This window comes from Shewanella sp. 10N.286.52.B9 (genome assembly GCF_002873635.1).
Lineage (GTDB): Bacteria > Pseudomonadota > Gammaproteobacteria > Enterobacterales > Shewanellaceae > Shewanella.
In genome coordinates, this window is record NZ_MCTY01000181.1 from 1 (window position 1) to 15269 (window position 15269).

15 protein-coding genes and 1 pseudogene are annotated in these 15269 nt (G+C 42.6%); 7 read left to right on the top strand and 9 right to left on the bottom strand.

Going from position 1 to position 15269, the window contains the following annotated elements; genetic code table 11:
• From BCU91_RS12950 to BCU91_RS12995, 9 genes and pseudogenes are all read right to left on the bottom strand, one after another.
• Positions 1-206: pseudogene (locus tag BCU91_RS12950) on the bottom strand (transposase); the annotation flags it as partial.
• 340 nt (positions 207-546) lie between these two features.
• Positions 547-1026 (bottom strand): prepilin-type N-terminal cleavage/methylation domain-containing protein, encoded by a 480-nt coding sequence (locus BCU91_RS20700; RefSeq protein ID WP_102531656.1) that lies wholly within the window; start codon positions 1024-1026, stop codon positions 547-549.
• Between the two features lie 387 nt (positions 1027-1413).
• Positions 1414-2421: a helicase-related protein gene (locus tag BCU91_RS12965; protein ID WP_157936289.1), complete on the bottom strand. Its 1008-nt coding sequence runs from the start codon at positions 2419-2421 to the stop codon at positions 1414-1416.
• Between the two features lie 116 nt (positions 2422-2537).
• Positions 2538-2873: a hypothetical protein gene (locus BCU91_RS12970; protein WP_102437417.1), complete on the bottom strand. Its 336-nt coding sequence runs from the start codon at positions 2871-2873 to the stop codon at positions 2538-2540.
• 244 nt (positions 2874-3117) lie between these two features.
• Complete coding sequence (gene rluB, locus BCU91_RS12975; protein WP_076537086.1) at positions 3118-3990, bottom strand: 23S rRNA pseudouridine(2605) synthase RluB; 873 nt, start codon at positions 3988-3990, stop codon at positions 3118-3120.
• On the bottom strand, positions 3991-4578 hold the full coding sequence (scpB, locus tag BCU91_RS12980) for an SMC-Scp complex subunit ScpB (protein WP_102437419.1): 588 nt from the start codon (positions 4576-4578) through the stop codon (positions 3991-3993).
• Between the two features lie 33 nt (positions 4579-4611).
• Positions 4612-5400, bottom strand: coding sequence for a ScpA family protein (locus BCU91_RS12985; RefSeq protein ID WP_102531658.1), 789 nt, complete (start codon positions 5398-5400; stop codon positions 4612-4614).
• Positions 5401-5641: 241 nt separating this feature from the next.
• A complete protein-coding gene (locus tag BCU91_RS12990; protein ID WP_076537094.1) occupies positions 5642-6262 on the bottom strand; it encodes an L-threonylcarbamoyladenylate synthase in 621 nt (206 codons plus the stop codon).
• Positions 6259-7119, bottom strand: coding sequence for a PHP domain-containing protein (locus tag BCU91_RS12995; RefSeq protein WP_102437423.1), 861 nt, complete (start codon positions 7117-7119; stop codon positions 6259-6261). Before BCU91_RS12995 ends, BCU91_RS12990 begins: the two co-directional genes overlap by 4 nt.
• A gap of 475 nt (positions 7120-7594) precedes the next feature.
• Here BCU91_RS12995 and BCU91_RS13000 point away from each other — a divergent pair, with 475 nt between their 5' ends.
• The 7 genes from BCU91_RS13000 (at position 7595) to BCU91_RS13030 (ending at position 15265) form a co-directional block, all read left to right on the top strand.
• A complete protein-coding gene (locus tag BCU91_RS13000; RefSeq protein WP_102531659.1) occupies positions 7595-9145 on the top strand; it encodes an anthranilate synthase component 1 in 1551 nt (516 codons plus the stop codon).
• A gap of 38 nt (positions 9146-9183) precedes the next feature.
• Positions 9184-9819, top strand: coding sequence for an aminodeoxychorismate/anthranilate synthase component II (locus tag BCU91_RS13005; protein ID WP_102437589.1), 636 nt, complete (start codon positions 9184-9186; stop codon positions 9817-9819).
• Positions 9819-10859: an anthranilate phosphoribosyltransferase gene (trpD, locus tag BCU91_RS13010; RefSeq protein WP_102531660.1), complete on the top strand. Its 1041-nt coding sequence runs from the start codon at positions 9819-9821 to the stop codon at positions 10857-10859. The genes BCU91_RS13005 and trpD overlap by 1 nt, the downstream gene beginning before the upstream one ends.
• The gene (trpCF, locus tag BCU91_RS13015) at positions 10859-12310 is read left to right on the top strand and encodes a bifunctional indole-3-glycerol-phosphate synthase TrpC/phosphoribosylanthranilate isomerase TrpF (protein ID WP_102437426.1); all 1452 of its coding nucleotides are present in this window, start codon (positions 10859-10861) and stop codon (positions 12308-12310) included. Before trpD ends, trpCF begins: the two co-directional genes overlap by 1 nt.
• Positions 12311-12383: 73 nt before the next feature.
• Entirely contained in the window at positions 12384-13589 is a 1206-nt protein-coding gene (gene trpB, locus BCU91_RS13020; protein ID WP_102437427.1) for a tryptophan synthase subunit beta, read from the top strand.
• Between the two features lie 4 nt (positions 13590-13593).
• Entirely contained in the window at positions 13594-14424 is an 831-nt protein-coding gene (trpA, locus tag BCU91_RS13025; protein ID WP_198590468.1) for a tryptophan synthase subunit alpha, read from the top strand.
• 295 nt (positions 14425-14719) lie between these two features.
• Complete coding sequence (locus BCU91_RS13030) at positions 14720-15265, top strand: septation protein A (protein ID WP_076537104.1); 546 nt, start codon at positions 14720-14722, stop codon at positions 15263-15265.
• The last annotated feature ends 4 nt before the right edge of the window (positions 15266-15269 follow it).

A 15269-nucleotide genomic window follows, 5' to 3' on the forward strand; every position in this document is an offset into this window, starting at 1 on the left:
CTCATCACCGCATAAGCACAAATATCAATCGCGAAAATCGTCGCTAATTCAATAATACGGCTATCAACCCACTCACGGCGATGTTCAAAGTTTTCGCCTGTCGACTTATCAAACCCACACAAAAATGCCTTACGTACCACACGCGAACAACAGTGGTAGTAAGGCGTATCTTCTAAACTCACGAGTGTTTTTCTAGGCCTGGCCATCATTAATTACCGAATATTAAGCAGTAACTAAAGCCTAGTAGAGTGTTTGATATTTAGCCAATTAAAATGGGTGGCAATGTTATTATTAAAATGGGTGGCAATGTTAATTGATTGCATAACAATTAACAGGGGAAGTTTTTGCTATTGTAATATCAAGTGTTCATTGAGCGCTTGCTGTTACCTCATGAATAAAGATCCAAAGGTCAGGTCTTTAATCTTGAATTTCGACAAATTGTAAGTTTATTTCCTAAGTCGGTATGTGCCCCGAAGCGCCCCCCACTGTTTTAGTTCCGTTTTAAGCGTCTTGCTGGATTCTCCGACGAAGGTCCCATTTGGACTCTTAGCAACCCGATTCGTCAATCTCTACGACATATTTGGTCATATCAACATTTATATGGTAATAAACACGGCATTTTCTGCTGTAAGTCCCGTCAGACTCCACCCACATATATTCAGCGTAATTGTCCGCACCGTACCAAGAGCTAGGATTACTAGGGTCCTCTAGTTCCCATCTCCCCCCCGAAGCAAGAACTAAGCCTCGCATGCTCCTAGGAGAGGGGTAACCATTAATCATGGTTATTGTGGTACCGTCTATTTCAATATCATCATTGAGTTGCTTACCTTTAATACTCTGCTTGAGATAGGCCATGTCTGCAGCTGCATGTAACGCCCCTGTTAAACCTTCAAACGAAGCTGTACGCGCTGAATCTGTCAGATTAACGAACTTGGGGAGCACCGTTGATGCCAACACCCCTAAAACAACAATCACAATAATCAACTCTATAAGAGCGAAACCTTTAGAAGGCGCAGTTCGATTCATACATTCACTCCAAAACTCAGTGTTGAACGAAGCCGCTGTGCGGCAGAAAACAAAATACAAACAACACGCATACTTATATTTACATCACTTTTCGGTGATACCTAATAGGAGAATAAGCGACAAACACCTCAGAGCAACAAAACTTTAACCTTTTATATCAACAATATTTGAGCAATCTCACACTACAAGGAAAGCGACCAGACACGATCACTAAAGCGGATTTACCAGTCACCGGCTGCATTAGCGCAGTGATTTTGGCCACTAATTTAGAGGCTTAATAGTAACTTTTCTAAGTCGCTCTGTGCCCCAAAGCGCCTCAGTTAGTAAAAATATTCACGCTCGTTTTTTCCCGATAGCAAGCAATATTTCATGTTAGTATTGAGTTTTTTATATATTCTTGGTAGTAAACAAATTCAACTCAATAGTTTCTTGCTTAAAACGACCAAAAATATCCATCACCTTTTCATATGATTGAGTAAGTGGATTTTTATCTCCAGCTTCTGGGTTTGATTTAGTAAACGTCATTGAATCACCAATCTCCATGGATACAGCATGCTTATCTAGATCCCCCTCCAATTGCATTTCATTGCAATTATCATCGAGTAATTCCCCCTCTAAACTCACATGCATTTTTTCAAATTTAACAATACTGACCTCAGTGGGTACATCTTTACCAACCCTATTTGCAAATTCAACCAATTTTGGCTCTGCTGGCATATACATAACCGCCTCTTGATTAATCGAATCTGTTATTCTCAACACACGGCCTAAAATCTGTCGGTAGTGCATCTCTGTTTTGATATTGGTTAAATGGCAGCAAACTTGAAGCCTTGGAATGTTGGTCCCTTCACTGATCATTCCGACACTAATTATCCATTTCTCATTACTATTGCGATATTGCTTTATAAGCACCATTGGCTCATCTTCACGATAAGTCACCACAATCGCCTGTTGCTTTAAATTATCCGCCAAAATTTGCTGTATTTGTTTTGCATGTTTCACCGAAGACGCGACTATCAGACCACCTGCATCTGGGCTTTCAGCCCTCAGCTCATCTAGCTTTGTATTTGCACTCAGAAGTACATGATCGATCACCCTTTCATTTTCAATAATGTCGGAATGCGGCAGAATTGAGGTAGATAATAAATCAAAAAAACTAGAAAAATGTTTTTTATCTTCTCCTGCCTCAACTGTTATATTGTCATTATCAATGGCAATAATTTGAGGAACACGGCAAACATTATCTGTTATTGCGTTCTCTAGGCCGTAGATATAATCACATTCAATTTCATTTGTAACGCTGCCATATTGAGCCAATACAATTGGAGCAGCGTCAGAGCGCCATGGCGTCCCTGTTAGCGCAATTGAATATTTTGATTTATCCTGAATATTCAATATTATTTGCTCCCCCCCAAGAATTAGCATCTTCTACATTAGATCCGCGACAATGATGAATTTCGCAATTTTGTGGTTTGTGCTGCCATTTCGTACTCACTATTTGCGATCTGATACTAGTTATCCATTTTTACTGGGGTTAGGCCTTTAGCTCGATCTTCTATGGCATCTTCTAATTCAAACCCTGACTGCTTCCATGTACCCGCTTCTTCTGGATTAAATTTCTCTTTTGACCATTCAGCTGCTGACTCAACATTAAAGCTCGCTTCGCTCCATTGCTGTGATTGTTCAGCATTAAAGCCGCTCTTACTCCATTTTTGAGCTTTAGCTGCATCAAAGCCTATCGCTTTCCAATCTGCAATATCTCTTTCTGACATTCCTTTCCAGGTTGCTGGCGATGAAGCACAGCCATAGATAAGACACACAAAGATGGCACCGATTAACTTTTTCATTGAATACTCCCTTAACTGTAAGTGTACGTAATTGATGAAAAAATCATCAACATTAAATATAGTTAGCAGATATCACAGTTTCAAGTTAGCGATAGGGAATTATGAGATTAATAGCAAAACACCACGAAATGACTAACTAATAATGCTTTATTACGGGTGTTTTAATAAGTAGGCAGAGGTTTTAGGTATTAAAAAGGCCACATAGTGTGGCCTTTTGTGTCAAACAAGCACGTACTAAAACGTATTAACTACGCTGGCGGTTTGATTTAGGACGCGCTGCGGTAGTTTTGTGCTTACGCACGGCTCGGCGGATCTTAGCGCCTTTCACTTTAGCACGAGCGACACTGTGTTTATCAGTACCTAACATGGTGCGAGTTTCAGGCTCTAGACCTGCAACTTGGCGCAAGTAGTTTACTTGCTCCATATCCAGTTCAACCCAACCGCCACGAGGTAGTGACTTAGGTAGCTCAACCATGCCGTAACGAATACGGATAAGACGGCTAACTTGCACTTCTTGTGATTCCCATAAGCGGCGAACTTCGCGGTTACGCCCTTCTTTTAGGGTCACATGCCACCATTTATTAAGGCCTTCACCACCAGCAGCTTTGATGGTGTCAAAGTTGGCAGGACCATCTTCTAATGTCACGCCTTTACGAAGACGTTGAACTGCCGCTTCAGGTACATCACCAAATGTGCGCACCGCATATTCACGGTCAACTTCATTTGATGGATGCATTAAACGGTTAGCTAGTTCACCATCAGAGGTAAATAACAGTAAACCTGAAGTATTGATATCCAAACGCCCTACCGCTACCCAACGTGAGTCACGTATTGTCGGTAAACGTTCGAAAACCGTTGTTCTGCCTTCAGGATCTTTACGACTACAAATTTCACCTTCTGGCTTATGGTATGCCAACACACGACAAATAATGTCATCTTCGGTTTTGATGGTTATAGCACGGCCATCGATACGGATTTTAGCTTCTGCTTCAACGCGATCGCCTAAGTTGGCAATTTCTCCGTCTACACTAACACGGCCTGCAGCAATCCATGCCTCCATCTCACGACGGGAGCCATGGCCTGCACGGGCCAAGACTTTCTGCAATTTTTCGCTCATCTAGTTCGACTCTTCTGTTTGTTGTGACGCCATTGAGACTTTCTCAAATAGCGCCTGCAATGACTCTTCATCCGATAGCGACGGTAAGTCTGCTAGGGTTTTCAAGCCAAAATAAGATAAAAATTCACTGGTGGTGGCATAGAGTGCCGGTCGCCCAGGCACTTCTTTATGACCCACTGTTTTTACCCAGTGTCTATCAGCTAAACTCTTTATTATGTGGCTGCTGACGGCCACACCTCTTACATATTCAATATCACCGCGAGTAACTGGTTGCCTGTATGCAATTACTGCTAAGGTTTCTAAGGTCGCACGTGAATATTTAGGGGATTTCTCTTGCCACAATGGTTGTAAGAATTCACTTAACAGCTCTTGGGTTTGAAAGCGATAACCACCAGCCACTTCGACCAGTTGTACCCCACGCTCTTGATAATCTTGTTGTAATTCATCGAGGCATTCTTTAATGCGTGCTCGAGAGACATCAAATTTCACTAATACTGTGTCTTTTAATGCTTTTACGGTTAGTGGTTTACCCAACACAAATAAACTGGCTTCGATTAATTGTTTTAATTGAATCATGTTTATTTGCATGGTCATCCTTTATCGTATCTTGTGCAATGCAGCTTAAAACGCTTTGACATAAATGGGGGTTAACGGCTCGTTTTGAACCAAATCAACCAATAGCTCTTTAACCAGTTCCATTAAAGCTAAAAAGCTCACTACCACGCCAGCTCGGCCTTCACTAATGTCAAATAAATCAGTAAATGGCACATAATGCTCGGTCGATAGTAAAGCTAATATCTGACTCATGCGTTCACGGGTCGATAATAGCTCGCGTTTTACATGGTGATGTTCGTTGGCATCAATTCTTTTGAGTACCTCTGAAAATGCTTGAGCAATATCAACTAAAGACACTTCAGGTGGCATCACCATTGGTTTTACATTGGGCGAGAGTGTCGCTTTCGCTAAAAATACATCTCGCTCTAGCCTCGGAAGTTCATCTAAATCAGCTGATGCCTGTTTGATAACTTCATAAGCTTTCAATTGACGAATCAACACTACCCGAGGATCTTCATCATCGTCTTCTTCGGTTGCCATTTTAGGCAACAGTAGTCGTGATTTTATCTCGGCTAATGTGGCTGCCATGACTAAATAATCAGCGGCAAGCTCTATTCGCGCTTCGGTTAAAACTTCAATATAAGCTAAATATTGGCTGGTGATTTTTTCTATTGGTAAGTCAACAACGTCGAGTTTTTGCTTACGAATTAAGTACAACAATAAATCTAGCGGGCCTTCGAATGTTTCTAAAAACACCTCAAGGGCTTCAGGAGGAATGAATAAATCATTAGGCATTGCGTCAAACGCTTCGCCTCGAACAACCGCTAAAGGTAAACTTTTCTGGATACCTTGCATTGTCGTCCCTTAATTTAATGATTAAAATCAGCTTTCTAAGTCAAATAACTTATTAAACTACATTACTACTGTTTGGCTATATCTGTTGTATTTCACAAAGATTAAACTTATATCAACTAAGTATTCAGAAAATATCTGCATCTAATTTTAGCGAGAAATTACCAAACGCGCGATTATACGCACTATTGACTGTGGTTGAAACCACTATCAATCAAACTTGTGCATTCAACCGTTGCAAGGGTTATTCAAAAATACTGGTATCGCCGGCGCCTTGACGAATTATATCGATATCGCCTTCAGACATATCTATAACCGTGGTTTGATTTTCAGCAAGGTAACCACCATGAATAATAGCATCGACATTGTGCTCTAAAATATCTCGAATATGCTCAGGATCAGACTCAGCAAATTCTGCATCTGGCATCACTAAACTGGTAGACATAATTGGCGCTTCTAACGCTTCCAATAATGCCAGTGCAATTAAATTGTTTGGCACACGAATACCAATGGTCTTTTTCTTGTCACATTGTAGTCGACGCGGCACTTCTTTACTGGCTTTAAAGATGAAGGTATAAGGCCCAGGAGTGCAGCTTTTCAATAAGCGGTAAGCTTGATTATCCACTCGAGCGAAATTGGCTAATTCTGATAAATCGCGACACATTAACGAAAAATTATTGTCGTTATCAATCTTACGAATGCGCGCCATACGGGTCATGGCATCTTTTTCACCGATCATGCAGCCCAGTGCATAACCTGAATCGGTAGGATAAACAATCACCCCACCTTGTTTTAAAATATTAACCGCTTGGCTAATTAATCTCGCCTGCGGGTTTTCATCATGTATATAAAAAAATTGGCTCATGTTCGCTCCGTCCAAGATTCTGCTTGCCACACCCACTGTATTCCAGCAGGTTGGAATAAATTTTTACCCAACTCAATCCAATTACTTGGAAAATGAAAATCACTGCCAATTGACCCCATTAGGTTATTCAAATGACTTAATGCGACCAAGTTGGCTCTATCATCAATACTTTGTTGTCCTAATACGACTTCCATCGCATCACCGCCCGCTTCTTTATATTCACGGACTAATTTTTTAAGCCATTTAGCAGATAGCTTATACCCGCTTGGGTGAGCTAATACCGCAACGCCACCACTACGGTGAATAATATTAATCGCGCTGGCCATATCGCCCCAATTATTGGGAACATAACCGGTTTTATTGCGGGCTAAATACCGTTTAAAAACACTCGGCATATCTTTGGCATAGCCTTTTTCAGCTAACCAGCGCGCATAATGGCCTCGACTGATAGCTGCGCCTGCTGCAAATTTTTGTGCGCCTTCATACGCACCTTCAATACCCGCCTTAGCTAAACGAATACCAATGTCTTTAGCCCGTTGCTCACGTAATTCACGTTGGTTTGTTAAAAACGCAAGTAGCGCAGCATCGGTAATATCCAAATTTAAACCGACAATATGAATATCAAAGTTATTCCAACGAGTTGAAATTTCAACGCCATTAATCAGTTTTAATGGCGTGGAATGTTGGTTATTGTATTGATGCGCTTCAGCCAATCCAGCAACGGTGTCATGATCAGTAATAGCGAGCATTTGCACGCCTTTATCAATGGCACGTTCAACAAGTTCAGCTGGAGTGAGTACGCCGTCAGATGCGGTCGTGTGGCTGTGAAGATCGGCCAATAGGGAGTCTGTTATCATTAGGTTATTGTACTTTAAACTTTGTTAGAATGCTTAGCCATCTAGCGTTTATTTGCTACATATACATCAAATTGCTACTGCTTTAGTCGCTAGTTGTAAAAAAATAATAAATTTGAGAAATATTCAATTGACTTTATAAGCCAGCTAAGGTCTTCTATAGCTAGTTACAGAATATAAAACCCATTATAAATGACTTCGCAGTGAAATGACCTGCAAATGACATAAAGAGAACCTTTTTAAATGACAAACTTTAACGCGTTAAACATCAGTTGGTGGTGGCACTTCCCAAATTAACGGGTGGTGTGAAGCGTTGTGGTTATTTAAATAACACAAGATTTTACTAAAAAGCCCGCAGAGATGTGGGCTTTTTTGCTATTTACGGCTTGCACTCTCCAATAAAACTAACGCAATCCAAGCTAAAATGAAGAGAACAGAGTATGAAAAAGCACACTATAAGCGAGGCGCAATAAGCATTATGGAACATCAATTTGCCCATGTGGTAACCCAAAAGCAGACCTTAGCATATCACGCTGACCCGCTTAGTCTTTATCAGCATATTACTGCTAATGCGCCGCATACTATGTTGTTAGAGTCAGCAGAAATAGAAAGCAAAGATCATCTTAAAAGTATTGTATTGACCCATGCAGCCATGATGGTCCGCTGTGATGGTTACCAGCTCACCTTTACTGCATTAACTGATAACGGCGCCAGCTTACTTACGCCAATCAGTAACTTTTTCAAATCCAGTGAGCAACAACGCCAAGATAATGTTATTACCATTCATCTTGCTAAAGCCAAAGAGCTACAAGATGAAGATGCCCGCTTAAAGTCCACCTCACCCCTTGATGGTTTAAGAATGTTTGTCCAGCACATACAAACTGATCAAAGTGATACTTTTGAGGACTTATTTTTAGGCGGTGTGTTGGCCTATGACTTGATTGATACGGTAGAGCCGCTACCTGATGTTCCTAATGCCGACAACGATTGCCCTGATTACTTATTTTATTTAGCTGAAACCTTAATCTTGGTTGACCACCAAACCCAGCAAGCCGACATTATTACTCATCAATTTTTCGACAGTGCAGCTCAAGCCTCGTCACTGCTTGAGCGAGTTACTCAGCTTAAAGCCAATTGCCAAACATTGGCAGCAGTAGCGCCATTGGTCAGTATTGATGCCCCGACTCAAGTCAATATCAGCGATGAAGCCTTTAAACAAACCGTGGTTGATTTAAAAGAGCACATTGTTGCTGGCGATATTTTCCAGGTTGTCCCCTCACGTAGCTTTAGCTTGCCTTGCCCTAATACTCTAGGTGCATACCGCGCATTAAGACTGACTAACCCAAGTCCATACATGTTTTACTTTCGTGGTCCTGATTTCACTTTATTTGGCGCATCACCTGAAAGTGCCCTTAAATATGAAGCCGCCACCAATCAAGTTGAAATCTACCCTATTGCGGGTACCCGCCAACGGGGTAAAACTGCCGATGGCCAGATTGATTTTGATTTAGATAGCCGTATTGAACTTGAACTGCGCCTTGATAAAAAAGAGCTCTCTGAGCACTTAATGTTAGTGGATTTGGCCCGTAACGATATTGCTCGTATTAGTCAAAGCGGCAGTCGTAAAGTGGCCGAGTTATTAAAAGTTGACCGCTACTCTCACGTGATGCATTTGGTGAGTCGGGTGACAGGTCAATTACGCGAAGATTTAGACGCGCTACATGCCTACCAAGCAAGTATGAATATGGGCACCTTAGTTGGCGCGCCTAAAGTTCGTGCTTCACAGTTAGTTAGACAAGCTGAACAAGCTCGTCGTGGCAGTTATGGCGGCGCTGTCGGTTACCTTAATGGTTTAGGTGATATGGATACCTGTATTGTGATCCGCTCAGCCTTTGTAAAACATGATGTTGCCCATATTCAAGCTGGTGCGGGTGTGGTGTTTGACTCCGATCCCCAAGCTGAAGCCAACGAAACCCGTCAAAAAGCACAAGCCGTTATTTCAGCAATTAAAATGGGAGGCGGACTATGAGCACTCTTTTAAACACAACTGCCACGCAAGACAATAATATGAAATTGTATTTACTCGATAACTTCGACTCATTTACCTATAACTTGGTGGATCAATTCCGCTGCTTAGGCTTTGAAGTGATGATTTATCGTAATGATGTCAGTGCTGATTATTTAGCAGAAAAGCTAATAAGCGAAAACGGTAAAGCCGCATTAGTATTATCTCCCGGCCCCGGTGCGCCTCACGAAGCAGGCTGCATGATGGAGCTTATTGCAAAAGTGGCGGGTAAAGTCCCTATGTTGGGAATTTGTCTGGGTCATCAAGCCATGGTTGAGCATTACGGCGGTAAAGTCGAACGCGCTCCTTTTGTCGTTCATGGTAAAGCCAGTCCAACCATTCATAATGGCGAAGGTGTATTTGCTAACCTGCCTTCACCTCTGCCCGTTGCCCGTTATCACAGCTTAGTCGCCACTCAAGTGCCGGCATGTTTAGAGGTCATTGCCAGTACAGATGATATGCCAATGGCAATTTTGCATCCTCAAGATAAAGTGGTGGGTTTTCAATTTCACCCAGAATCAATATTAACCACTTTAGGCAGCACCTTATTAACGCAAACGCTTACCTACCTAACTCAAACATCTGCAGATGTTGATACGTCAGCTAGTGTTGATTCACCAGTTAAAGGAGCCCTGTAATGGCTGAGCTACAACCACTTTTAGACTCGCTATACCAAGGTAATGCCCTTACTCGCGGCCAAAGTGCGCAATTATTTAGTGCTATTGTTGCTGGCGAAATGGATCCCGTCGCCATGGCGGGCATGTTAGTGGCGCTAAAAATGCGCGGCGAAACCATTGATGAAATAACAGGTGCTGCAGATGCGCTGCGTCGAGCGGCTAAACCTTTCCCACGAAGCGCATCGTCGTTAAGCCAAGGCGTAGTCGATATTGTTGGCACAGGTGGCGATGGCCATAACACCATTAATATCTCTACTACCGCGTCTTTTGTTGCTGCAGCTGCAGGAGCAAAAGTCACTAAACATGGTAATCGCGGCGTATCGAGTAAATCGGGCGCATCTGATGTGCTATCGCACTGCGGCATAGCCTTAACCATGAGCCCTGTATCTGCCAGTAAATGTGTTGATGATTTTGGTTTATGTTTCTTGTTTGCGCCCCATTACCATGCCGGTGTAAGACATGCTGTGCCTGTAAGGCAAGCCCTTAAAACTCGCACCATTTTTAATATTCTAGGCCCGCTGATTAATCCAGCAAAACCTGAAGCCATGTTACTTGGGGTGTATTCACCGAAACTAATCGCGCCGATTGTCAATGTGCTTAATGCCTTAGGCGTGAAACGTGCAATGGTGGTGTATGGCAGCGGTTTAGATGAAGTTGCGTTACATGGCGAAACCCAAGTAGCTGAGCTTAATGATGGCAAAATTCGTTTTTATAAATTAACCCCACAAGACTTAGGTGTTGAGCCTGCAGAAATTAAAGCACTAGAAGGTGGTGAGCCAAGTGACAATGCCCTTATCACCCAAGCAATTTTAAAAGGTGAAGGCCAACCTGCTCATCGTGACGCTGTCGCCATTAATGCCGGCTGTGCGCTTTATGTCAGCGGTGTGTGTGACACGGTAAAGCAAGGCACAGCGTTAGCACTTGAAACCATCAACAGTGGTAAAGCTTATGAAGTATTAACCCAACTCGCTGCAGCAAGCCAACAAGAGGATGCGAAATAATGACTACCACTAACTCTGGCGCTAATACAGCGGATAAAGAATCAAACGTATTAACCAAGATTGTTGATACCAAAGTAGCGCATATTGCCTCATTAAAATTGCGCTACCCTGAAGCCAGCTTACAGCCAAAAATTTCAGACCGTAGTTTGTTTGATGCGCTTAAGGCACCCAATGCCGGTTATATTTTTGAATGTAAAAAAGCCAGCCCTTCTAAAGGCCTCATTCGCCCTGTGTTTGATGTTGAAGCCATTGCCGACATTTACGTCAAATATGCCGCCGGTATTTCAGTATTAACCGATGAGCAGTTTTTCCAAGGCGATATAGACTATATTCCGTTAGTACGCGCTCGCGTTAGCCAACCTATTTTATGCAAAGACTTCTTTGTTGACCCATACCAAATCAAGCTTGCGGCTCATCAAGGCGCCGATGCAGTGCTATTAATGTTGTCAGTACTTGATGATGAGCAATACAAGCTTTTAGCCGCTGAAGCCGCAAAATACAATTTAGATGCCTTAACTGAAGTCAGTAATCAACAAGAGTTAGACCGAGCAATTGAACTTAATGCCGCTATTATCGGTATTAATAACCGTAACTTGCGTGACTTAAGTACCGACCTTGCCATGACAGAAGCCTTAGCGCCGCAAATTCCAGCTGACCGAGTTATTATTAGTGAGTCTGGCATTTACACCAACCAACAAGTTAAGCGATTAAATCCACTGGTTGATGGCTACCTTGTTGGCAGTTCAATTATGGCCCAAGATGATATTGATTTAGCCTGTCGTCAGCTCATTTTTGGCAATAATAAGGTGTGTGGTTTAACCCGTTTTGAAGACATTAGCGTGGTAGCTCAAGCGGGCGCGGTATTTGGCGGATTAATCTTTCATTCAAAATCGCCACGTCATGTCAGCGTTGAACACGCGGCAGACCTTGTTAACCAAAGCCAGCAAGCAGGCATTGGACTTCATTTTGTCGGCGTATTTGTCAATCAAGCCAATGCTGAAATCGTTGCAACCGTCAAGGCTGTTGGTTTAAAGGTAGTGCAATTACACGGTAATGAAACCAGCGCCGACATAAGCGAGCTAAAACAATTACTCGCAAGCGCCAAGCTTGATTGCCAAATTTGGAAAGCGGTGAGCGTAGACAGCAGCACCAATACCGTTGGCGATAAAGCACAAGGCTGTGGCCGATACTTATTCGATAGTAAAAATAGTGCTGGATTTGGCGGCACCGGCGAGACATTTAACTGGCAAGGGTTACTCGATTCATCAGTTATAACAGCGACTGAACGAGATAACGCCATGCTTGCAGGTGGGCTGACACCCGAAAATATATTTGAAGCCAACCAGCAAGGCTTTTATGGCTTAGATGTTAATTCAGGGGTTGAATCTGCGCCCGGAATTAAAGATGCACACAAAATTAATTTAGCCTTTAACGCCATTAGAAAGAATTAGTGCCATTAGGCAAGACTGAATGGCAAAGCGCCTGCTAAACAACAAAATTAAACAGAATCATTAAGGAATACCCATGACAAAGCTTAAGTTAGACCCTTATTTTGGTGAATATGGCGGCATGTATGTGCCACAAATTCTAGTCCCTGCTCTTAAGCAACTAGAAACTGCCTTTGTTGATGCTCAAGAAGATCCTGAGTTTCAAAAAGAGTTTACTGATTTACTGAAAAACTATGCTGGCCGCCCAACTGCGCTGACATTAACCCGTAATTTAAGCCCTAACCCAATGGTAAAAATTTACCTAAAGCGTGAAGACTTACTCCACGGCGGCGCCCATAAAACTAACCAAGTATTAGGTCAGGCATTACTGGCAAAACGTATGGGTAAAAAAGAAATTATTGCAGAAACCGGAGCAGGCCAACATGGCGTTGCATCGGCATTAGCCTGTGCGTTATTAGGGCTTAAATGTAAAGTTTACATGGGCGCTAAAGACGTTGAGCGTCAATCACCTAACGTATTTAGAATGAAGTTAATGGGCGCAGAAGTTATCCCTGTCACCTCAGGCTCAGGTACCCTTAAAGATGCTTGTAATGAAGCCATGCGTGACTGGTCTGCAAGTTATGACAAAGCACATTACTTATTAGGAACAGCTGCTGGGCCGCATCCATTTCCGACAATTGTACGTGAATTTCAGCGCATGATTGGTGAAGAAACTAAACAGCAAATTCTTAAAAAAGAAGGCCGTTTACCAGATGCCGTGATTGCCTGTGTCGGTGGAGGTTCAAACGCCATTGGCATGTTCGCTGACTTTATTGATGAAAAAGACGTTGAGCTTATTGGCGTTGAGCCGGCAGGTAAAGGCATTGATACCCCAATGCACGGCGCGCCGTTAAAGCACGGTAAAACTGGTATTTTCTTTGGGATGAAAGCGCCGCTAATGCAAAATAGCGATGGCCAAATTGAAGAATCATACTCAGTGTCAGCAGGTCTTGATTTCCCATCTGTTGGTCCACAGCATGCTTATTTAAATTCAATTGGCCGCGCTCGATATGAGTCAGCAACCGATGATGAAGCCTTAGAGTGTTTCCAGTTATTGGCTCGCACTGAAGGGATTATCCCAGCATTAGAGTCAGCTCACGCGATCGCTTATGCCGTACGATTAGCAAAAGAGGCAACCAAAGAAACCATTTTAGTGGTTAACCTTTCGGGCCGTGGTGATAAAGATATTTTCACCGTCTCTGACATTCTAGAACAACGTGCTTCAGCTGATGCTGCGAAATAAGGAAATCAACATGTCTGTAAATAATACCAATCGTTATCAAGCTGCTTTCGCTGAATTAGCCGCTAAAAAACAAGGCGCTTTTGTGCCTTTTGTGACCTTAGGCGATCCATCGGTTGAAGTATCACTTAACATCATTAAAACCCTAGTGGATAACGGCGCTGACGCATTAGAGTTAGGCTTTCCGTTTTCAGATCCATTAGCAGATGGCCCTGTGATCCAAGGCGCAAACTTACGTGCCCTAGACTCTGGCACCACAGTGGCTGATTGCTTTGCGCTGCTCACCCAAGTGCGTGAGTTATACCCAGATATGCCTATTGGCTTATTGTTATACGCAAACCTTGTGTTTACTAATGGCATTGATGCGTTTTATAGCAAAGTGCAACAAGCCGGTGTTGATTCTGTGCTAATTGCGGACGTGCCCGTTGAAGAGTCAGCTCCCTTTAGTGAAGCTGCTAAAAAACACGGGATCTCGCCAATTTTTATCGCCCCGCCTAATGCTGATAGCGACACCTTAAAAATGGTCAGCGTTGAAGGTCAAGGCTATACCTATTTGTTATCTCGTGCTGGGGTAACAGGAACAGAGTCAAAAGCTGGCCAGCCCATTGATCAAATACTCGCTAAACTGGCTGAATATAATGCACCGCCACCATTATTAGGTTTTGGTATTGCTGAGCCAAGCCAAGTCAGTGAAGCTATTAACGCTGGCGCTGCTGGCGCAATTTCAGGTTCTGCTGTAGTGAAAATCATTGAGCGAAACCAGCACGATGAAGCGGCATTGCTACAACAGTTAGCTGAATTTACCCGTAATATGAAAGCGGCGACGCATAAGGGCTAATTGAGTAAGCTTACAAGTCAACGGACATAAGCTGACGTTAATTAAAGCAAAACATTGAAACTAAATATGCCGTAATCCAATAGGATTGCGGCATTTTTTTATATTAATGGGGCCAAACATACACAGCGCCAATACCGATCCTCAACGATCAATAAAAACTTATCAAAATTTCCCCAAGTTCAGCCGAACGACGGCGAATCAACTTCAGATCAGCTGCGGTAACTGCTACACTTTGAGCCATTATTTTCCTTTAGCAAACGGACTGCTAACACTTACTTTTAGGTTATTGCATCTAATGAAACAACTGCTTGATTTTCTGCCATTGGTTATCTTTTTTACCGTCTATAAATTTTATGATATTTATACTGCAACAGGTGCGCTAATTGCTGCCACAGCCGTGCAGCTTATCGTGACTTATTTGCTCTATAAACAAGTCGAAAAAATGCATTTAATCACCTTTGCCATGGTGACCTTTTTCGGCACCTTAACCTTAGTGTTCCATGATGACGCATTCATTAAATGGAAAGTCACCATAGTCTATGCCTTCTTCGCCATCGCATTACTTGTCAGCCAGTTAATTGGCAAGCCAATTTTAAAAAGCATGCTTGGCAAAGAAATGAAGTGTGCTGATAACATTTGGGCCAACGTCACTTGGTATTGGGTTACCTTCTTTGTTGCCTGTGGTTTGGCTAATATCTATGTTGCCTTCAGTTTGCCGCTAGAAACCTGGGTCAACTTTAAAGTCTTTGGCTTAAGTGCATTAACACTGGTCAATACTGTTATTACCGTTGTGTATCTGTATAAACATATGGAACATGATGAGTCTGAACAAGCAAAATAAACTT